The following is an 18,720-nucleotide window of genomic DNA, read 5'->3' as shown; positions in this document are numbered from 1 at the left end:
GTTTCAGTGTGCTGCTCCCCAGCTCGGACCAGTACCGATTTCGACCCCCAGCGGGACACTGAGTTCTACGGCTGGACGTGCAGCCTCTGCCATGACCCGTTCGATCACCGGGCTCGCGGCCGCGACGTCGCCCTCGGGCAATTCGAAGACCAGTTCGTCATGCACCTGCAGTAGCATACGGACATGACCGAGGCCGGCACCGTCGAGCGCGGGCATCATGCGCGCCATGGCCCTTTTGATGATATCCGCGCTTGTACCCTGGATCGGCGCGTTGATCGCGGCACGTTCGCTCCCGGCGCGTTCGTTGGGATTCTTCGAATTAATCCGCGGGAACCACGTCTTGCGACCGAACAGGGTCTCGGAGTAGCCGCGTTCTCGCACGCTCTCGAGCGTTTCCATGATGTAACGCTGGATGCCCGGGAAGCGCTGAAAATAGGTGTCGATCATCGCCTGTGCTTCCTCCGGCGTTACGCCGAGTCGCCCGGCGAGCCCCCAGCGCGATATACCGTAAAGGATTGCAAAGTTGATAGTTTTTGCGCGGCCGCGCGTGTCGCGATCGATTGTGCCGAACATTTCCTGTGCGGTGCGCGCATGAATGTCTTCGCCCGCCGCGAAGGCTTCCTTGAGGCTGGGAACATCGGCCATATGCGCGGCAAGGCGCAGCTCGATCTGCGAATAGTCGGCGGCGAGCAGGACATTGCCCTCCTCTGCTACGAAAGCGTCGCGGATCTGACGGCCGATCTCGGTACGGATGGGGATGTTTTGCAGGTTCGGATCGGTTGAGGACAGGCGACCCGTCTGCGCGCCGACGAGGCTGTAGCTGGTATGGACGCGACCGGTCTCGGGATTGATCGCCTCCTGCAGGGCATCGGTATATGTCGATTTCAGCTTGGCGAGCTGGCGCCATTCAAGGACCTTGTCGGCGATCACTGCTCCCTCGCCCGAAAGCCGCTCGAGTATGGCTTGGTCGGTCGAATACTGACCACTCTTGCCTTTGCGTCCGCCCTTGTAGCCGAGCTTGTCGAACAGGATGTCGCCCAGTTGCTTGGGGCTGCCGACCGTGAATGGCTCGCCTGCCAATTGGTGGATTTCACCTTCGAGACGAGCGGTTTCCTTCGCGAATTCCTCGGATAGTCGTGACAGGTGTGCGCGGTCGACCTTGATGCCGTGACGCTCCATTTGCGCCACAACCGGGACCAGTGGTCGATCGACCCGCTCGTAAATGCGCGTTCCCCCCTCTTCAGCCAGTCGGGGTTTGAGGAGCTGGTAGAGGCGCCAGGTGACGTCCGCATCCTCGGCAGCGTATTCGGTGGCCTTGTCCAGCGGAACCTCGCCGAAGGGGATCGCCTTCTTTCCGGAGCCACACACGTCCTTGAACGCGATACACAAGTGGCCGAAATGGCGCTCGGCGAGTTCGTCCATGCCGTGGCCGCCCCCGATCCCGTCGAGGCTGCGGCCTGCGTCGAGGTCGAAGCTGATCACCATGGTGTCGTCGATCGGGGCAACGGTTATTCCGTTCCTTGCGAGAACGTTGAGATCGTATTTCCCGTTGTGGAAGACCTTGAGGACGGCATCGCTCTCGAGCAGCGGCTTCAGAGCGGCGAGGGCAGCGGCCTTGTCGACCTGTGTCGGCTTGTCCGAGAACATGTCGCTGCCGCCGTGGGCGAGCGGGATGTAGCAGGCTTCGTCAGGGCCGACCGACAGGCTGACTCCGACGAGGTTGGCGCGGATTGCGTCGAGACTATCGGTCTCGGTATCGACGGCAACGACCCGCGCAGCGCTGGCGCGAGCGACCCAGTGTTCCAGTCGCTCCAGTGTCTGAACGCTTTCGTACTTGGTGCGATCGATATGCGGGAGGTCGGGCAGGTCTTGCCGGTTTCCACCATTGGTGGCGGGCGCGCTGGCAGTGTCCTGCTTGGCGGGATTCAGGTCGGTAGGACGGGAGGGACTTCCACGACCCGCGTCGAGACGCTTCAACAGACTGGTGAACCCGTGCTTGGCGAGGAAGGCGGCAAGCGGTTCGGGAGGGACGCCGTCGAGCTTGAAATCGTCGAGCGGCTCGGGAAGGTCGCAATCCTCCTTCAACGTGACGAGGACGCGGCTGAGTTCGGCCATCTCGCGGCCCTCGATCAGACGTTCCTGCAGCTTCGACTTCTTCATGTCGGGCGCAGCGTCGAGCGCGGCGGTCAGCGAACCGTGTTCGTCGATGAGCTTGGAGGCAGTTTTCGGCCCGACCCCGAAAATACCCGGGATGTTGTCGACACTGTCGCCCATCAGCGCGAGCACATCGCCGACCAGCTCGGGATACACCCCGAACTTCTCCTTCACTTCGTCGCGATAGATGCGCGCGCTCTTCATCGTGTCGAGCATGTCGATGCGAGCGCCATCTTTCTCGCCAACCAGCTGCATCAGGTCCTTGTCGGAGGAGACGATTGTGACGTTCCAGCCCCGATCCTGTGCAGCGCGGGCATAGGAGGCGATAAGGTCGTCTGCTTCAAGGCCCTCTTCCTCGATGCAGGGCAGGCTGAAGGCGCGGGTTGCGTCACGGATCAGCGGGAACTGCGGGCGCAGGTCCTCAGGCGGCTCGGGTCGGTTAGCTTTGTACTCGGGGTAAATGTCGTTGCGGAAGCTGTACGAACCCTTGTCGAGGATGACCGCGAGGTGCGTCGGGCCGTCGGCCTTGTCGAGATCGTCGGCCAGTTTCCACAACATGGTGGTGTAGCCATAGACGGCGCCGACCGGCGTGCCTTCGGGGTCAGTTAGCGGGGGCAGCCTGTGGTAGGCGCGAAAGATGTATGCGGATCCGTCGACGAGGTAGAGGTGGGGTTTTTCGGCCATCGCGAGGGGACTTAGCAGCGCCAAATGGGCTTGGGGAGCCGTTTTGGAGTTCGACCTGAAACCCTTTACAAGCAAGTCCTTGGCTCGGGGGCAGGTGTGGGATGATGGCCGAAATAGGGCAAAAAAGCTTGCTCTGCCACAATCCCGCCACTATTTAGGCTCGTGAGGTCCGAATCCGGGGCTCGCGCGGGAAGCGTCTCTTGGGTCGTGGAACGCACCTTAACTCGCTGACTAAGGAATTCATCCTATGCGTAAGATCGCTCTTTTCGCTGCCGCTTCGGCCGCTGCTCTTACCCTCGCCGCTTGCTCGGAAGCTACCGAAGACGCTGCTGACGCAACCGTCGAGAACGCTGCTGCCGACACCGAAGCCAACATGGAAGCTGCTGGCGACGCCGTTGAAGGCGCTGCTGATGCGACCGCCGAAGCTGCTGACGACGCTGCTGCAGAAGTCGAAGCCGACGTGCAGGACGAAACCACTGCCGAAGCCAAGGCCGACTAATCGGACCTGGGTTTTCGCGGACGGGTTTCCGTCACGAAACAGGAAAGGGCGGTGCCATCCGGCGCCGCCCTTTTTCTATGTCCACCGAACTTTTTGAGGTTTTCCCTCAGCGACCGCCGTACTTCGCGCTGGCCCAGTTACGCTGGTTTTCCGCCGCATAACCATCGTGCAATGCGCGGGCGATCTGGGCGATCTTTCCTTCGCGATCCAGCCTCGTGCCCTGGCCAGTGACGTAGATTGCCACAGCAATGGCGCGACCGTCTGAAGTCTCGATGATGCCGATGTCGCTCGAAGTGTTGTTGAGTGAGCCTGTCTTGTGGCTGACTTTCACGCTAGCCGGCATGAGAGCGGGAATGCGACGCTTGCCTGTACGCGTGCGGCTCATCGCGCCAAGTAGCACGCGGCGACTATCCTCGCTCAGATACTTGCCCTGATAGAGGCCTGTCAGGAGGGTGACCATCGCCTTGGGCGTGGCGCTGTCGCGCAGGTCGATATGGTTCGCAGGATTAAACTCGCCGTCGTCGCGCACCAGTGTAGCGATATCGCGATCGATGCTGAAATTCTTGATACCCTGCCTCCGGACCCAGTCGTTGACCTTCTCGGGGCCACCGACGACGCGGAGAAGGGCATCGGTCGCGGGATTGCTGGAACGGGTAATCATGATCTCGATGAGATCGATCGCCTTCATATATTGGCCTTCGTAGACCGGTGCGACCTTGCTCGAAAACGGTGCCGAGCTGCGTGGCAGCAACAAGGGAAACTCACTGGTCAGCGACCACCGGCCCTTTTCAACGCCTTCGAGGAAAGTTGCTGCAATAGCGACCTTGCTCGTGCTGGCCATGGGGAAGCGCTGGTCACCCAGCACACCGACATACTGACCCGTTGAAAGATCGATTGCTGCCACGCCGATGCGGCCGCGTGACCCTTCGGCCAGTTCGGCAATCCTCTGCTCCAGCGCGCTGTCATAGACCGCGTCAAATGACTTCGGCGTTCTGGCCTCAGTCCCCAGGACATTGTCGAAATTGGCTTCAAGAGCCTTGCCGCCGGAGTCAGCGCTTGCAGGAGCCGCGATCAACATCGCGAAAGACGCTATGATGGTGCTGAAAAACCCTGTCCGCATGTAACCTATTTACCGCCCCTATGGTTACCTGAAGCTTAAGGCCGCTACGGAATCTGGCGCAAGTGCCAAAGCGATGAGAAGTGTCGCTACAGCGACCGGACCTGATTCCATGGGGCAATATCAGGCAAGTCCCACGACCGAAATGCAGGTGCGCACCGTGCACAGCGCCCCCTCACTGCGGCCAAGCGACCCGCCAGAACCCATGACCCTCAGTTCCGGGGTTGAGCGGCGGACTGTTTCCCTGCAAGCATCGGCTGCATGGGAGTCGAGGAACGCGGTGCCGCCATCGAGAGCGGGCTGGAGAGAGCGCTTGCGCGCGTCGGAATTGAACGGCCATCAGGCCTCACCCGATTAACGGGTGGGGCAACGATGGAAAGCTGGCGCTTCTCAGCGGGCGGGGAAGATTTCGTCCTGAGGCGGGCGCCATCTGCAGCCATGATGGAAGGCCGCGCTATCGGTCACGATATTGAGGCGGCCGCAATCAGGGCAGTTCATGCCGTCGGCGTCCTTGCCCCGGAGATCGTGGTCGAGCTGGAGGAAGCCGATGGCCTCGGAACGGGGTTTGTCATGCGTGCGCTTCCTGGAACTCCCGATCCGCGGACGATCCTCGGCGATAATTCCGGGGAAGCTGAGGGCCGTTTGCTGGGTGGCCAGCTCGCGCGTGAGCTGGCGGGCATTCACAACATCGATCCCGGCTCTCTGCCGACTGGCTTGCCTACCCTCGACCCGGCGGAGGGAGTGGCCGGCCTTCGCACTCAGTACGAAGAGGCCGGTGGCAACCGACCGATTGTCGCGCTGGCATTGCGCTGGCTGGTCGACAATCTGCCCGGGCCAACCGAGCCCGCGCTGATCCATGGCGACTACCGGCTCGGCAACGTGCTCGTCGCAGGCACCGAGTTGACCGGGGTCCTCGACTGGGAATTGGCGCACCTCGGCGACCCGCATGAAGATCTCGCCTATGCTTGCCTGACCGTTTGGCGATTTGCGCGAATAGACCGCCCGGCCGCCGGACTCGCCAGCCTCGACGACTGGTTTGCCGCTTATGAGTCTGCTGGCGGTCGCAGAGTCGACCGCGCAAGGTTTCACTGGTGGCTCGTCTATCGCACCTGCTGGTGGGCGCTCGGCTGCTGGCGCATGGGCAGGACATGGCGCGAAGGTGCGGACCGGACCGTCGAGCGGGCGATCATTTCGCGCCGGACTAGCGAGCAGGAACTCGACCTCCTCTTGCTGCTGGAAGGCGAGGCACCCGAAGAAGAGCGGACGAAGTCCTTACCCGCGTCGTCGTCACCGCCACCGCCGACCGGTGAGGCCACGGCCGGAGAACTCGCGACCGCAATCTCCGAGTGGCTGGCAACGGTGAAGGATCGCATGGAAGGTCACGACCGCTTCCAGCATGCCGTTGCGCGCAATGCACTGGGCATCATCGCCCGTGACTACGCGGCGCAGGTCATCGCTACCGATGCGCAACTCGCTCGAGCATTGCTCGAGGGCGAACGCACGCTTGCTGAACCCGGATTGCTTGCCCGCTTGCGCCGCACGACGCTCGACAAGCTGGCGGTCGACATGCCCAAATACCCTGCGCTCGCTGTCGCACGGCGCAAATGGACAGGAGAGGATTGATGGATTTCACCGTGCCGCAGGAGCTCGAGGATTATTACGCCGAGCTCGTCGATTTCATCGAGAAGAAGATCGATCCGCTGGTGGCCAAGGATGACAACATCCGGTTTTTCGACCATCGCCGCGAGTGGGCGCGCACCAATTTCGAGGAAGGGGGGCTGCCGCGCCACGAGTGGGAAGACCTGCTGCGCCAGGCCCGCAAGGCAGCGGACGAGGCCGGTCACTGGCGTTTCTCGGCACCGAAAAAGTACGGGGGCAAGGACGGCTCGAACCTGTGGATGGCAGTCATCCGCGATCGCTTTGCCGCGCGCGGCCTCGGGCTTCACAACGACTTGCAGAATGAACACTCGATCGTCGGCAACTTCCCCTTCGTGGCCATGTTCGAGACCTTCGGGACCGAGGAACAGAAGCAGGAATTCATCCTCGGCGGCTTTGAAGGGACGCGGCGCGTCGCCTTCGGCCTGACGGAGCCACACCATGGTTCGGACGCCACCTTCATGGAGACCAAGGCCGTGCGCGAAACGCGTGACGGTGTCGACGGCTGGCGCATCGACGGCGAGAAGATGTGGATCACCGGCATGCACGTGGCGACGCATTGCGCAATGTTCGCCCGCACCAGCGGCAAGGACGGCGATGCCAGCGGCATAACCTGCTTCCTCGTGCCCAATCCCACTCCCGGTCTGGAAATCGAGGAGTGGATGTGGACTTTCAACATGCCGACCGACCACCCACGACTGTCGGTCAACAATGTCTGGGTCCCCGACAGCGCCATCCTTGGCGTCGAAGGGCGTGGTCTCGCGCTCGCCCAGAGCTTCGTCCACCAGAACCGCATCCGTCAGGCCGCATCAAGCCTTGGTGCGGCAACTTACTGTGTCGAGGAGAGCGTCCGCTACGCCCGCGAACGCAAGCCCTTCGGCGAGGAACTGGCGCGCAACCAGGCAATCCAGTTCCCGCTGGTAGAGCTTGCCACCCAATGCGAGATGCTGCGCCTGCTGATCTACAAAACTGCCTGGGAAATGGACAACATGCCGCACGAGGAGATCGAGAAGACGATCTCGGACAAGGTCAGCATGTGCAACTATTACGCCAACCGCCTCGTCTGCCAGGCGGCCGACCGGGCAATGCAGGTGCATGGCGGGATCGGCTATTCGCGGCACAAGCCGTTCGAGCATATCTACCGCCATCACCGCCGCTATCGGATCACCGAGGGCGCGGAGGAAATCCAGATGCGCAAGGTCGGGGCATACCTTTTCGGATACCTCGGCCCGAAGCGCGGCAAGTATGGCTAAGCCATTGGTGGTCCGTCACAAGTCGTTCGCAGAACGACTGCTTGACGCAGGGACCACGATGACAGCCTAATCCGATTTCAACTTTGGGGACTGACATAATGACAAACTCGCTGCGGGCGCTTGCCGCCAGCCTTCTGCTTACGACTTCCAGCGTTGCGCTTGCGGAGGGCGTGCCCATCGTTCAGCCGGGCGCCCCGGGCGAACCGGTCAAGGCCCTGACCCCGGCGGAAGCGATCAAGCTGGCCGACATGCGATATTCGCCCGGCGACGTCGCCTACATGCAGCACATGATCGTCCACCACCGCCAGGCGACCGAGATGACGGCTTTGGTGGAGGCGCGGACAACCAACCCCGACATCCGCCGCATCGCCCGTCGCATCAATGCGAGCCAGGCGGACGAAATGAAGTTCATGACCGAGTGGCTCACCAGCCGCGGCGAGACGACCGAAGCGCCCGGCATGGGCAAGGACGCGCCGATGGATCATTCCCACATGGGTCATGACATGCCGTCGTCGGGCAAGGGCATGGTGGTCATGGAGGGCATGGCGACACCCGCACAGATGGCCGCCCTGGCTGCCTCGGACGGCGTGGCGTTCGATCGCATGTTCCTCCAGCTCATGATCGCGCACCACCGCGGCGCAGTCGACATGACCGAGAACCTGCTCAACTGGTATGGCACGGCTTCGGACCCCGAGATGAACCAGTTCACCGCCGACGTGGTAAGCGACCAGAAGGCCGAGATCACCCGCATGAACAAGCGGCTCGCGACCCTTTCTGCCGACCCGCGCGCAACCCTGAAGGCCGGTTTCCGCGACAGCGGCGAGGCGATCAAGGGACTGAAGAAGCTCGCCAGCCTCGAAAAGCCTGCCGGCTTCTACGATCCGACCAATCCCGCCGGCCTCGCCCTTCCGGCCGCCAAGTCCAAGGAAGAGAAGGAAGCCGAGGCCAAGGGGGCGAAGGACGCCAAGCCCGCCGAGAAGAAAGAAGACAAGGCGGTCGACCCCAACGATCCCATGGCGCTCGCCGAGGACGAGAAGGAACCTGAGAAGCCCAAGCTGGTCGATCGCGGCTCGATGCTCGATTTCGCCAACACCGACATGGCGTTTTCCGGCGACATGCTGGTCGCGGGCAATTACCACGGCTTCAATATCTACCGGCTGGGCACCGACGGCATTCCGGGGCTCGTCAGCTCGGTTGTTTGTCCGGGCGGCCAGGGCGACGTCTCGATCGCGGGCAAGCTTCTCATCATGAGCGTTGAAGAAGGCCGTGGACGTGTCGATTGCGGTCTGCAAGGCAACATGCAGCGCGCGACCGCAGAACGGTTCCGTGGCCTTCGCATCTTCGACATTTCCGACCCGGCGGCTCCGCGCCAGGTGGGCCAGGTGCAGACCTGCCGCGGCAGCCACACCCATTCGATCGTCAGCACGGACGACAAGCGCCTCGTCGTCTATGCCTCGGGCACTGGCGGTGTGCGCCGGACCGAGGAATTGTCAAGCTGCACCGATCTGCCGGGCGACAACACCGCGCTGTTCTCGATCGATGTGATCGAGGTGCCGGTTGGCAATCCCGCAGCGGCACGCATTGTCGACCGCCCCCGCGTCTTCGCCACTGGCGGGCAGATCGCGGGCCTGTGGCGTGGCGGCGACCATGGCGAGGGTACGCAGGATACCAACGAGACCAACCAGTGCCACGACATCACCGTCTTCCCCGGCAAAAAGCTGGCGGCAGGCGCCTGTTCGGGCAACGGCATCATTCTCGACGTGTCCGACCCGCTGAAGCCGAAGCGCATCGACGACGTGACCGACAAGGGCTTTGCCTACTGGCACTCGGCGACGTTCAACAATGACGGGACCAAGGTTCTCTTCACCGACGAATGGGGCGGCGGTGGCCGTCCGCGTTGCCAGGCTGGCGACCCGAGCAACTGGGGCGCCGATGCTTTCTACGGCATCGAGAACGGCAAGCTGGTCTATCGCGGCACTTACAAACTGCCGGCACCGCAAAGCGACAAGGAGAACTGCGTCGCACACAACGGCTCGATCATCCCGGTGCCGGGGCGCGACATCTTCGTCCAGGCCTGGTACCAGGGCGGCATCAGCGTGATCGACTTCACCGATCCCGATAACATCCACGAGATCGCCTACTTCGACCGTGGCCCGATCGCGGCAGACCAGATGGTACTGGGCGGGTACTGGTCGGCATACTGGTACAAGGGGCGCATCTACGCGACCGAGATCGCCCGCGGTATCGACGTGTTCGCTCTCGAACCGGGCGAATATCTGACCAAGGAGGAAATCGCCGCTGCGGAAGGCGCGATCTATCCGGGCGACGTCTTCAACCCGCAGACCCAGACCCAGGTCACTTGGCCGAAGGAACTGGTCGCCGCGGCCGAGGCGAGCCGCAAGGGCGGCTGACCGCCCCGACGGAAACGAGGCAACAAGATGGGCCCGGCGGATCGCTCCGTCGGGCCCACTTCATTTGTGCGACAATCAGGCCGGTTCAGGCTGTCGGGCCATTGCCTGGACGTCGGCCGCCTTGAGCAGCTGACCGCCAATTCCCCAGTCGCCCTGCTCGACTTCCATGATCCGGACCCAGGTGACCGGGCGCAGGGCTTCGCCTTCGATCGACACCATGGTCTCGGTGACCTTGCTGATGATCTCCTGCTTCTGCTCGGCGGTGAAAACGTTCTTGATTACGTCGATGGTTACGAGAGGCATGTGCATTTCCTTCTGGTTGGTTTGGCCGGGGACTGCCCCGGCGACAGGAATGCTTTTGCCCGCAAGCTGGCGCTCAGTTGAGTTCAGCGAATGAAGCTGCGTGCTACAAATTCTGAAGAAAGCTGCTACAGTTCCGGAAATAAGCAGGGTCGCATGTGGACGCTACGGGAGAGCACGCATGCAGTACGGACAATTTTGTCCCATATCCAAAGCCGTTGAGATCCTTGGGGAACGCTGGACGATCCTGATCGTGCGCGAGCTGCTCTGCGGGGGCCGGAGGTTCAACCAGATCCAGCGCGGCCTGGGCGACATTTCGCCAGCCTTGTTGACCGCGCGACTGAAGTTCCTGGAGCAGGAAGGGATGCTGGTGCGCCGGAAGATTCCGGGGCAGCGAGGTTACGAATACTTCCCCACGCCTGCTTGTGAAGCCCTGCTGCCACTGATCGTGAACCTGGGCGAATGGGGTCTGCTGTGGGCGCGTCACAATGTTGTCGATGCGGATCTCGATGTCGAATTGCTGATGCTCTACCTCGAACGGAGCATCGATCCCGCGATGATGCCCGGCAAGGAGAGCATCATCCAATTCAAGTTCCGTGACCTGAGTGAACAGCAGAACTGGTGGCTTCTGGTGAAACAGGACGGGGTGGACACCTGCATTTCCGATCCGGGACGCGATGTCAGCGTCTACGTTACCTGCACCCTGCGTACGATGCACGATGTGTGGATGGGTGATCGGACCTATCGCGAGGCGATGGATGCCGGTGACCTTCTGATCGAAGGCGAGCCTTCGCTCGTCCGCAACTTGAGGAACTGGCTCAAGCCGAGCATTTTTGCCGAAGCCGATCGCGCTCCGCTACCCGCCCGGCTGGCGGCATAGAACCTCGCAGATATCAAAAAAGGCCCGGCGGATCGCTCCGCCGGGCCTACTCTTTGTCCGGTAGGTTGGACGGGCTTAGAAGCCCATGCCGCCCATGCCACCCATGTCGGGCATCGCCGGGGCCGGCTTGTCTTCCGGCTTCTCGGTGATGGCGGCTTCGGTGGTGATCAGCAGGCCGGCAACCGAAGCTGCGTCCTGCAGCGCGGTGCGGACGACCTTGGTCGGGTCGATTACGCCGGCAGCCACGAGGTTCTCGTAGGTGTCGGTCGCGGCGTTGAAGCCGAGCGAATCGTCATTGGCGTCCATCAGCTTGCCCGAGATTACCGCACCGTCGTGGCCGGCGTTGGTCGCGATCTGGCGAACCGGAGCCTGGATGGCACGACGGATGATGTCGATGCCACGGGTCTGGTCGTCGTTCGCACCGGTCAGGCCGTCAAGAGCCTTGGTGGCGTAGAGCAGAGCGGTGCCGCCGCCCGGGACGATGCCTTCTTCAACGGCTGCGCGGGTTGCGTGCAGCGCGTCGTCGACGCGGTCCTTGCGCTCCTTCACCTCGACTTCGGTCGCACCGCCGACCTTGATCACGGCAACGCCGCCGGCGAGCTTGGCGAGGCGCTCCTGGAGCTTCTCGCGGTCGTAATCGCTCGAGGTGTTGTCGATCTGGGTGCGGATTTCGCCGACGCGGGCCTTGATGTCGTCCGCTTCACCGGCACCATCGACGATGGTCGTGTTGTCCTTGTCGATGGTGACCTTCTTGGCCTGGCCGAGCATGTTCAGCGTGACGTTCTCGAGCTTGATGCCGAGGTCTTCGCTGATCATCTCGCCCTTGGTCAGGATGGCGATGTCCTGCAGCATGGCCTTGCGGCGATCGCCGAAGCCCGGTGCCTTGACGGCTGCGACCTTGAGGCCACCGCGCAGCTTGTTGACCACGAGGGTAGCCAGCGCTTCGCCCTCAATGTCTTCCGCGATGATCAGCAGCGGACGGCCCGACTGGACCGCGGCTTCGAGCACCGGCAGCATCGCCTGGAGGTTCGACAGCTTCTTCTCGTGGATGAGGATGTACGGGTTTTCGAGTTCGACCGTCATCTTCTCCGGATTGGTGATGAAGTAGGGCGAGAGGTAGCCGCGGTCGAACTGCATGCCTTCGACGACGTCGAGTTCGAATTCGAGACCCTTGGCCTCTTCCACGGTGATCACGCCTTCCTTGCCGACCTTTTCCATGGCTTCGGCGATCTTCTCGCCGACTTCACGGTCGCCGTTGGCGGAAATGATGCCGACCTGGGCGATTTCGCTCGACCCGGCGACGTCCTTCGAACGGCTCTTGAGGTTCTCGACGACCTTCTCGACAGCGAGGTCGATGCCGCGCTTGAGGTCCATCGGGTTCATGCCGGCGGCAACCGACTTCATGCCTTCGTTGACGATGGCCTGGGCCAGAACGGTGGCGGTGGTGGTGCCGTCACCCGCAGTGTCATTCGCCTTGCTGGCGACTTCCTTGATCATCTGCGCGCCCATGTTCTCGAACTTGTCCTTCAGTTCGATTTCCTTGGCGACGGTGACGCCGTCCTTGGTGATGCGGGGTGCGCCGAAGCTCTTGTCGATCACGACGTTGCGGCCCTTGGGGCCCAGCGTGACCTTGACGGCATTGGCGAGGGTGTCGACGCCGCGCAGGATGCCTTCGCGCGCGTCGCGGCCGAACTTTACGTCCTTGGCTGCCATTGGTGTTTCTCCTGGAATTCGGTGTTAGTTGAGGAAGTACATGCGGGTCGGGCTATCAGCCGATGATCCCCATGATGTCGCTTTCCTTCATGATCAGCAGGTCTTCGCCGTCGATCTTCACTTCGGTGCCGGACCACTTGCCGAACAGCACGCGGTCGCCGGCCTTGACGTCGCAAGGGGTGACGGTGCCGTTTTCGCTACGGGCGCCCGAACCGACAGCGACGACTTCGCCTTCGCTCGGCTTTTCCTTGGCGCTGTCGGGAATGATGATCCCGCCGGCGGTCTTTTCTTCGGCTTCGATGCGACGGACCAGAACGCGGTCGTGCAGCGGACGAAATGCCATGATGATGACCTCTCTTCTAAGAGTGTGAAACGATGATTGGCACTCACTGGGTGAGAGTGCCAGCGCGGCGCATTTGGGAGCGGCGCTGCGCCGAGTCAACGGGTCGGAACGGAAAAAAGTTGCCGGAGGCGGGGTGAGGCGTGGCTGGCGTGGGTCGGCTCAGGTCGCCGTAAGTCCCAGCCTGTCGCGCCGTGCCCAGCGCCAGGTCAGGAGGCTCGCCGCGAAGACGAGGCCCGTGGCAAGCCCGATCCACACGCCGGTCCCCTCGAGCGGTGTGTAGAAGCCGAGCCATAGCGAAATGCCAAGCCCCGGGACCCAGTAGCTGAAGACCGCGATCAGCATCGGCATGCGCGTGTCCTGCAGCCCGCGAAGCGAACCTGCGGCCACGGCCTGCACGCCGTCGAAAAGCTGGAAGGCGGCGGCGACGACCATGTATTGCACGGCGAAGCCGACCATGGCCGCGTTCTGCGGTGCCGCGGGATCGACGTAAATCCGCAGCAGGGCGAGCGGTGCGAGGATCATCGCCGCGGCCGTCGTGCACATGAACCCGCCACCCATTACGATACCGACCCAGCCGGCGCGTCCCATGGCAACCCTGTCGCGCGCGCCATAGTGATAGCCGACGCGGATGGTCGCCGCCTGGCCGATGCCGAAGGGTATCTGGAAGGCGAGAGCGGCGACCTGCAAGGCAACCGTGTGGCCCGCAAGCTCGGACGCGCCGATCCGTCCCATCAGCAGTGCGGCGGCGCTGAACAGTCCTGCCTCGGCAATGATGATGACCATGACCGGGCTGCCCAGCCGGACCAGCTCGCGCAGCCGGTCCCATTCCGGCCGCCACCAATTGCCGAAGATGCGATAGCGCCGCAGGCGCCGGTCCCAGTGGACCGCGATCACGTAGCTTGCGAACTGGACCAGGGCAGTGACCACGCTGGCCAGCGCAGAGCCCTTCAGCCCCATCGCCGGGGCGCCGAAATGACCGAAGACGAAAGCGTAGTTGCCGATCAGGCTGGCGATGAAGGCAACTCCGGTTATCGCCGTTGCGAAGACTGGGCGGCCCAAAGCGGAAACGAAACTGCGCAGCACTGCCGATCCGATCATAGGGATCATCGCGAACATGATGACCTGCAGGAACATGCCGGTCTGTGCGGCAATCTGCGGCTCCTGACCGGTCGCGATCATCAACCGCTCGCCAAGCAGGCAGATGCCCATCCCGACGAGGCCGGTGGCGACCGCCAGCCACAGGCCCATACGGACCGACCGGCGCACTTCGCGCACCGAATGGCGGCGGCGGCCCAGCTCCTCGGCAATCAGCGCCGCGACCATGCCGACAAGTCCGGTGAAAGCCCACATGGTGAGGCCGAAGACGGAAATGCCCAACGCCGAAGCCGCCAGCTCGCGTTCGCCCAGGCGCGCGACGAAGATCACGTCGACCGCATGCACGAGCATCTGCAGCAGGTTGGCAAGCGCCAGCGGCCAGGCGAGCCTAAAGGTTGCGCGGATCTCGTCGCGCCAGCCGTCACTGCCGATGGGCAGGGGTTTCAGGGCGTGGTCGTGCGTCATGCAGCCGGCCCGGATAGGCGAAGGGATCGCCCGGAAAAAGCGTGCATGGTTGCAACCCGAGCGATTGGGCGAATGGCGCGGCTATCGGGTCACACGACACGGGGGCTGCCCTCAAATGGAAACCGGAGGATACCGGTCCTTAACCGGTGGATGCGCATGATCGTGTGCCAAGGGCGGTGCAGGAAAGCCGCGTTCAGAGGATTGAAGAATGAAGGGTCGCATCGAGGACAAGGCCAGCGTCGCGGATGGCCGCAGCGAGGAGCGGCGGCGGATTTTCCTGACCGCCAGCGCGGCGCAGGGTGACGGGTCAAGCGGGGTCGAAATCCTCGACCTGTCGGCAAGCGGCCTCTTGATGAGTACCAGCGCATCGCTCGATCTCGACGAACCGGTCGCAGTCGTGCTTGCCGATGGTGAAGAGCATCGTGCCCGGATCATGTGGCACACGGGGCGTCTTTACGGTTGCCGGTTCGAACAATCGCTCTCGCGGGCGGAACTGGGTGCGAACCTGCTGCGCGCCCATCCGCCGCGCGACTTGCCGGAGGTGGGTGTCGTGGAGAGCGGTACTGAAACGCTCGGCGACCGGCTTCGCCGACTGCGCATGGACTCGCCACACACGATGGAGGAGTTGGCGAGCCTCGTCGGTGTAACCAAGCCGACCTTGTGGAAGTGGGAGACGGGCAAATCACGCCCGCGACACGACGCGATCATACGGATTTCCGATGTTTTCGGGGTGGCCGAAGCCGAATTGCTATACGGCGAGCGGGGATCGGGCAGAGGCGTGTCGGTTTCCCGTGCCGCCAGCAATGCGACCTTGGCCATGACGGTGGCCGAAGCGCGGCGCATGATCGCGCAAGCCGCAGGAATCGATCCTGGACAGGTCTCTATTTCCATCGATTTCAATTAGATCGAGCGATTGGTCTGGCAGTGCCATTGCGGCACTCCATGCGGTTGCGATTCGCGTAACCGTCGCTCGCGTGATATGTCGCAGCCAAGACTCGGGGAGGGCCTTGGGTGTCGGCAACGCGAATCTCATTGCTGGTCATGGCTGCCGGTGTCGCTTTTGCGGCAACCGGCGCGCAGGCCGATGCCGATGGCGACGTCGCTGTAAATGTTGCTGCGGCGACCATTGCCAATATGCAGGCCGACGAACTTCTCGAGGATTACGGAGACCTTTCGCTCGAAGATGAGGCCGGGGCTCCGGTGATCCACTTCGGTCGCGCCGTCGACCTCGCCGGACGTGACATCGAGCCTGTGCCGAAGAAATTACCGGGCAAGATTATCGGCGGCATGCCCGGCGGACTGCCCATGTCGGGGGCCCGCCTCACCAGCGGCTTCGGGATGCGCTACCATCCGACATTGGGCGGGACGCGGTTCCATGCCGGGGTCGACCTTGCCGCACCTTACGGATCACCCGTCACCGCGACGGGCTCGGGCCAGATTTCGCGCGCCGGCTGGGCGGGCGGCTACGGGATCCTCGTATCGATTGCTCACGGCGGCTCGGTCGAGACGCGTTACGCGCACCTGTCGGCCGTTGCAGTCAGGCCCGGACAGGCCGTCGTGAAGGGGCAGGTGATCGGCTACGTCGGGTCGACGGGTCGATCGACCGGGCCGCATCTCCATTACGAGACGCGCGTTTCCGGCCAGCCGACAAATCCGTTTTCCTCGCGCTAGGGCGCGCTCAGCCGATCGTCAGGACCACGCTGTCGCTTGTAGGGTCATAGCGCAGGTCGACACCGTCCTTGCGCAGATCGCCAAGCGTGCGCAACTCGTTGGAGCCGGAACCTTCGCGCAATTTGTCTTCCTGTCCTGCGTTCGCGAGGACCGACCTCAGGTCACTGGGCCGGATCAGCAGGCGCGAGCGCGAATCGACATGGATCGGCAGTTTGCCAAGGTCGCGCGAGCCGAGCCGGACGCTCTTGCGCACGACGATCTCGTCGCCGCCCACCACCTCGTCGCCAAGGCCCGGACTCTCGATATCGAACTTGACCGGGATGATGTTCCCCGGCGCGATCTTGGGCAGCACGGTCGGGCGGGACCCTGCGTCGGCTTGCGGTGCAAGGCTGGCCTCCTCCACCGCAAGGGCCGCCGTATCCTCGATGGCTTTGCGATCGGCGAGTGTCGTATCTACCACGTCCCCTTCGCCGACACCCGGCAGGGTAATCCTGGTATAGGTGGGGAGCACGACGCGCATCACGCCGGTATACGGGGCGGCAATTGTCTGCAGGCGCGGAAGGAGAGGCAAGCTGACGGCAAGCGCTGCAAGCACGGCAGCACCGCTCAAAATCAACCGCTTGCGTCCGTGCGTGAGCACCATGACTTCCCGCTGCCCTCCAGCTTCTTTGCAAGCTGCCGTCTAGCATAAGCCCATCGGGCAGGCGAGGGGGCAGGCGGGGTAGAGCGGGGTTCAGCGCGCGAGGCGATGACGGTAGGTCAGGTTCACCCGCTTCGACAGAAGGAGATAAGGCAGCCAGATGAATATGCTGATGCAGACCTTCTGGACATTGCCCTGCAATACTCCGGTCAGGGCGATCGCGACGTCGGGTGGTAGGGCTTCGTGTGAACCGACTATGGTTGCGGTACGCAGCTGGAAGGCAAGGTCGACGATCCACGTTGCCACCAGCATGCGCGGGAAAGCGGGGACCGCGCGCAGGGCCATGACGAAGCAGACCATGTAAAGGAAGTTCATCGCCATCGTCTCGAACGCCATGGAAAGGAACAGGGCCTGCGCCCATCCAGGTGCCGCAGTACCTATGGCGGGCACTGCGAGGAGGAACTCGCCGCTGCGCAATACGACATTGAGCAGCATGCCGATCGTGAGCGAGGCGAGAAATCCAACCGGCCCGAACAGGCGGTGCTCGCGGGCGGTCTCCACCGCGACTTCGCGCCAGCGACCGATTCGGGCGAGGCGCGTGCGCGGGGTCCACGCCGTGGATCGGTCACAAAAAGCGCTCTCGGCCAAGCGCAGGGCTACGACAGGGGCGAGGGCGATCAGCAGATAGGGAAGCACGGTGTAAGCAACATCAGATCCCGAGGGCCCCTCACCCAGGGCGCCGGACACCTTCCATGCCGACAGGACCAACCATGCCGCTATCCACCACGGAATGGCGCTTTCGAGGGCGGGGCGGAGCCTGCTGACAAGGACACGGGTCTTGCGATCGAAGCTGCGCGAAGCGCGCGCGATGAACTGCAACCTGTGCCGTTTTGATACCATTTCGACCATTTAACACCGATCGGCGATTTTGGTTTCCTTTGCGGCAACTGTCGTGACTCGCGGTTTGACTCGCAGAATTCCACGGATTCCCGAGGGTTATGGTGCAACCGGTGGCCAAATCAGATTCGTTGCAATTAACCAACACTGGCAACGCAATTTTCCGTAAATCACTGTTTTTCGGAGAAAAATTAAATGGGTTACCGAAACGTTGACGTAGGTTACACTGTTGGTGATGATTTAATCGTTCCGTGAGGGAACAGGCGTTTCTTGGACCGGCGTAACCGTCGGTTAAAAATAGAAAACGGTCGCGCCGGTTCCAGAGATACCCGCACGGACAAGGGCAAGCCGGAAATAGATGCCGGAGCCTTTTGTGAAATGAGGGGGACACGTCCCCGCTTGGACTAGGGTATTTGTATCATGACCAACTTCATCAAGTACTTCGTCGCTGACGAATCCGGCGCTTCGGCTGCCGAATACGCTCTCATCCTTGTGATGGTCGGCATTGCGATCATTCTCGGCGCTCGCTTCCTCGCCACCTCGATTTCGGGTGCGATGAGCACGGCCGGCGACTGCATCACCAGCTCGCGCACTGTTGCCTCGGGCGGCGTCTGCGGCTGATCACTGCCAATCGGTTTTTTCGAACTTCACACAAGGATTTGAATCATGACCAACTTCATCAAGAACTTCGTTGCTGACGAATCGGGCGCTTCGGCTGCCGAATACGCCCTGATCCTCGTCATGGTCGGTATTGCAATCATTCTCGGCGCACGCTTCCTCGCCACCTCGATTTCGGGTGCGATGAGCACGGCCGGCACTTGCATTACCTCGTCGCGTACTGTCGCTTCGGGCGGCGTCTGCGGCTAATTAGCCAGTAAGGTCACCGGCCCTTCCCTGATTGCGGGAAGGGCCGGTATACTGCGTTTAAAGGGGCAGCTTGAG

17 protein-coding genes are annotated in these 18,720 nt (G+C 62.6%); 9 read left to right on the top strand and 8 right to left on the bottom strand.

What is annotated here, in order from left to right; genetic code table 11:
* Nucleotides 1-3: 3 nt before the first annotated feature.
* A complete protein-coding gene (gene polA / locus RAM60_RS11470) occupies nt 4-2,838 on the bottom strand; it encodes a DNA polymerase I (RefSeq protein ID WP_369026656.1) in 2,835 nt (944 codons plus the stop codon).
* Between the two features lie 247 nt (nt 2,839-3,085).
* Between polA and RAM60_RS11465 the strand changes: the two genes are divergently transcribed.
* On the top strand, nt 3,086-3,337 hold the full coding sequence (locus RAM60_RS11465) for a hypothetical protein (protein ID WP_369026657.1): 252 nt from the start codon (nt 3,086-3,088) through the stop codon (nt 3,335-3,337).
* A 106-nt stretch (nt 3,338-3,443) separates the two neighbouring features.
* Here RAM60_RS11465 and RAM60_RS11460 read toward each other — a convergent pair whose 3' ends face one another.
* On the bottom strand, nt 3,444-4,415 hold the full coding sequence (locus RAM60_RS11460) for a serine hydrolase (protein ID WP_246449749.1): 972 nt from the start codon (nt 4,413-4,415) through the stop codon (nt 3,444-3,446).
* Between the two features lie 300 nt (nt 4,416-4,715).
* On the opposite strand from RAM60_RS11460, the gene RAM60_RS11455 reads away from it, so the two are divergent.
* The 3 genes from RAM60_RS11455 (at nt 4,716) to RAM60_RS11445 (ending at nt 9,774) form a co-directional block, all read left to right on the top strand.
* The gene (locus RAM60_RS11455; RefSeq protein ID WP_369026658.1) at nt 4,716-6,077 is read left to right on the top strand and encodes a phosphotransferase family protein; all 1,362 of its coding nucleotides are present in this window, start codon (nt 4,716-4,718) and stop codon (nt 6,075-6,077) included.
* Nucleotides 6,077-7,363 (top strand): acyl-CoA dehydrogenase family protein, encoded by a 1,287-nt coding sequence (locus tag RAM60_RS11450; RefSeq protein ID WP_369026659.1) that lies wholly within the window; start codon nt 6,077-6,079, stop codon nt 7,361-7,363. Before RAM60_RS11455 ends, RAM60_RS11450 begins: the two co-directional genes overlap by 1 nt.
* 98 nt (nt 7,364-7,461) lie before the next feature.
* Nucleotides 7,462-9,774: a DUF305 domain-containing protein gene (locus tag RAM60_RS11445; protein ID WP_369026660.1), complete on the top strand. Its 2,313-nt coding sequence runs from the start codon at nt 7,462-7,464 to the stop codon at nt 9,772-9,774.
* A 75-nt stretch (nt 9,775-9,849) separates the two neighbouring features.
* Here the strand turns inward: RAM60_RS11445 and RAM60_RS11440 are convergent, their stop codons facing one another.
* On the bottom strand, nt 9,850-10,077 hold the full coding sequence (locus tag RAM60_RS11440; protein WP_200981490.1) for a tautomerase family protein: 228 nt from the start codon (nt 10,075-10,077) through the stop codon (nt 9,850-9,852).
* A gap of 178 nt (nt 10,078-10,255) precedes the next feature.
* Between RAM60_RS11440 and RAM60_RS11435 the strand changes: the two genes are divergently transcribed.
* A complete protein-coding gene (locus tag RAM60_RS11435; RefSeq protein ID WP_369026661.1) occupies nt 10,256-10,954 on the top strand; it encodes a winged helix-turn-helix transcriptional regulator in 699 nt (232 codons plus the stop codon).
* Between the two features lie 75 nt (nt 10,955-11,029).
* Here the strand turns inward: RAM60_RS11435 and groL are convergent, their stop codons facing one another.
* The 3 genes from groL to RAM60_RS11420 form a co-directional block, all read right to left on the bottom strand.
* Nucleotides 11,030-12,667, bottom strand: coding sequence for a chaperonin GroEL (groL, locus tag RAM60_RS11430; RefSeq protein WP_200981488.1), 1,638 nt, complete (start codon nt 12,665-12,667; stop codon nt 11,030-11,032).
* Nucleotides 12,668-12,722: 55 nt separating this feature from the next.
* On the bottom strand, nt 12,723-13,010 hold the full coding sequence (groES, locus tag RAM60_RS11425) for a co-chaperone GroES (RefSeq protein ID WP_200981487.1): 288 nt from the start codon (nt 13,008-13,010) through the stop codon (nt 12,723-12,725).
* Nucleotides 13,011-13,169: 159 nt separating this feature from the next.
* Complete coding sequence (locus RAM60_RS11420) at nt 13,170-14,570, bottom strand: MATE family efflux transporter (RefSeq protein WP_369026662.1); 1,401 nt, start codon at nt 14,568-14,570, stop codon at nt 13,170-13,172.
* 208 nt (nt 14,571-14,778) lie between these two features.
* Here RAM60_RS11420 and RAM60_RS11415 point away from each other — a divergent pair, with 208 nt between their 5' ends.
* On the top strand, nt 14,779-15,474 hold the full coding sequence (locus tag RAM60_RS11415; RefSeq protein WP_369026663.1) for a helix-turn-helix domain-containing protein: 696 nt from the start codon (nt 14,779-14,781) through the stop codon (nt 15,472-15,474).
* A gap of 107 nt (nt 15,475-15,581) precedes the next feature.
* Nucleotides 15,582-16,241, top strand: a complete 660-nt coding sequence (locus tag RAM60_RS11410; RefSeq protein WP_369026664.1) for a M23 family metallopeptidase — start codon at nt 15,582-15,584, stop codon at nt 16,239-16,241.
* A 7-nt stretch (nt 16,242-16,248) separates the two neighbouring features.
* Here RAM60_RS11410 and RAM60_RS11405 read toward each other — a convergent pair whose 3' ends face one another.
* The gene (locus RAM60_RS11405) at nt 16,249-16,884 is read right to left on the bottom strand and encodes a hypothetical protein (RefSeq protein WP_369026665.1); all 636 of its coding nucleotides are present in this window, start codon (nt 16,882-16,884) and stop codon (nt 16,249-16,251) included.
* Nucleotides 16,885-16,974: 90 nt separating this feature from the next.
* Nucleotides 16,975-17,790, bottom strand: a complete 816-nt coding sequence (locus tag RAM60_RS11400; protein WP_369026666.1) for a DUF2569 domain-containing protein — start codon at nt 17,788-17,790, stop codon at nt 16,975-16,977.
* Between the two features lie 408 nt (nt 17,791-18,198).
* Between RAM60_RS11400 and RAM60_RS11395 the strand changes: the two genes are divergently transcribed.
* Nucleotides 18,199-18,399, top strand: coding sequence for a Flp family type IVb pilin (locus RAM60_RS11395; RefSeq protein WP_369026667.1), 201 nt, complete (start codon nt 18,199-18,201; stop codon nt 18,397-18,399).
* 45 nt (nt 18,400-18,444) lie between these two features.
* A complete protein-coding gene (locus RAM60_RS11390; RefSeq protein WP_369026668.1) occupies nt 18,445-18,645 on the top strand; it encodes a Flp family type IVb pilin in 201 nt (66 codons plus the stop codon).
* Nucleotides 18,646-18,720: the final 75 nt, after the last annotated feature.

Origin of the sequence: Qipengyuania sp. RANM35 (assembly GCF_041021145.2) — a bacterium.
In the GTDB taxonomy this organism is placed as follows: Bacteria; Pseudomonadota; Alphaproteobacteria; order Sphingomonadales; family Sphingomonadaceae; genus Qipengyuania; species Qipengyuania soli.
Note: the sequence above shows the minus strand (reverse complement) of the source record. Positions and strands in the feature narration are given on the sequence as shown.

What these genes read in the sequence shown, in the direction of transcription:
- RAM60_RS11440 (WP_200981490.1), bottom strand. Translation starts at nt 10,077, where the DNA reads ATGCCTCTCGTAACCATCGACGTAATCAAGAACGTTTTCACCGCCGAG.
- RAM60_RS11435 (WP_369026661.1), top strand. Translation starts at nt 10,256, where the DNA reads ATGCAGTACGGACAATTTTGTCCCATATCCAAAGCCGTTGAGATCCTT.
- RAM60_RS11460 (WP_246449749.1), bottom strand. Translation starts at nt 4,415, where the DNA reads ATGTTGATCGCGGCTCCTGCAAGCGCTGACTCCGGCGGCAAGGCTCTT.
- groL (WP_200981488.1), bottom strand. Translation starts at nt 12,667, where the DNA reads ATGGCAGCCAAGGACGTAAAGTTCGGCCGCGACGCGCGCGAAGGCATC.
- RAM60_RS11420 (WP_369026662.1), bottom strand. Translation starts at nt 14,570, where the DNA reads ATGACGCACGACCACGCCCTGAAACCCCTGCCCATCGGCAGTGACGGC.
- RAM60_RS11400 (WP_369026666.1), bottom strand. Translation starts at nt 17,790, where the DNA reads ATGGTCGAAATGGTATCAAAACGGCACAGGTTGCAGTTCATCGCGCGC.
- RAM60_RS11395 (WP_369026667.1), top strand. Translation starts at nt 18,199, where the DNA reads ATGACCAACTTCATCAAGTACTTCGTCGCTGACGAATCCGGCGCTTCG.
- RAM60_RS11450 (WP_369026659.1), top strand. Translation starts at nt 6,077, where the DNA reads ATGGATTTCACCGTGCCGCAGGAGCTCGAGGATTATTACGCCGAGCTC.
- RAM60_RS11415 (WP_369026663.1), top strand. Translation starts at nt 14,779, where the DNA reads ATGAAGGGTCGCATCGAGGACAAGGCCAGCGTCGCGGATGGCCGCAGC.
- RAM60_RS11465 (WP_369026657.1), top strand. Translation starts at nt 3,086, where the DNA reads ATGCGTAAGATCGCTCTTTTCGCTGCCGCTTCGGCCGCTGCTCTTACC.
- RAM60_RS11455 (WP_369026658.1), top strand. Translation starts at nt 4,716, where the DNA reads ATGGGAGTCGAGGAACGCGGTGCCGCCATCGAGAGCGGGCTGGAGAGA.
- groES (WP_200981487.1), bottom strand. Translation starts at nt 13,010, where the DNA reads ATGGCATTTCGTCCGCTGCACGACCGCGTTCTGGTCCGTCGCATCGAA.
- RAM60_RS11405 (WP_369026665.1), bottom strand. Translation starts at nt 16,884, where the DNA reads ATGGTGCTCACGCACGGACGCAAGCGGTTGATTTTGAGCGGTGCTGCC.
- polA (WP_369026656.1), bottom strand. Translation starts at nt 2,838, where the DNA reads ATGGCCGAAAAACCCCACCTCTACCTCGTCGACGGATCCGCATACATC.
- RAM60_RS11390 (WP_369026668.1), top strand. Translation starts at nt 18,445, where the DNA reads ATGACCAACTTCATCAAGAACTTCGTTGCTGACGAATCGGGCGCTTCG.
- RAM60_RS11445 (WP_369026660.1), top strand. Translation starts at nt 7,462, where the DNA reads ATGACAAACTCGCTGCGGGCGCTTGCCGCCAGCCTTCTGCTTACGACT.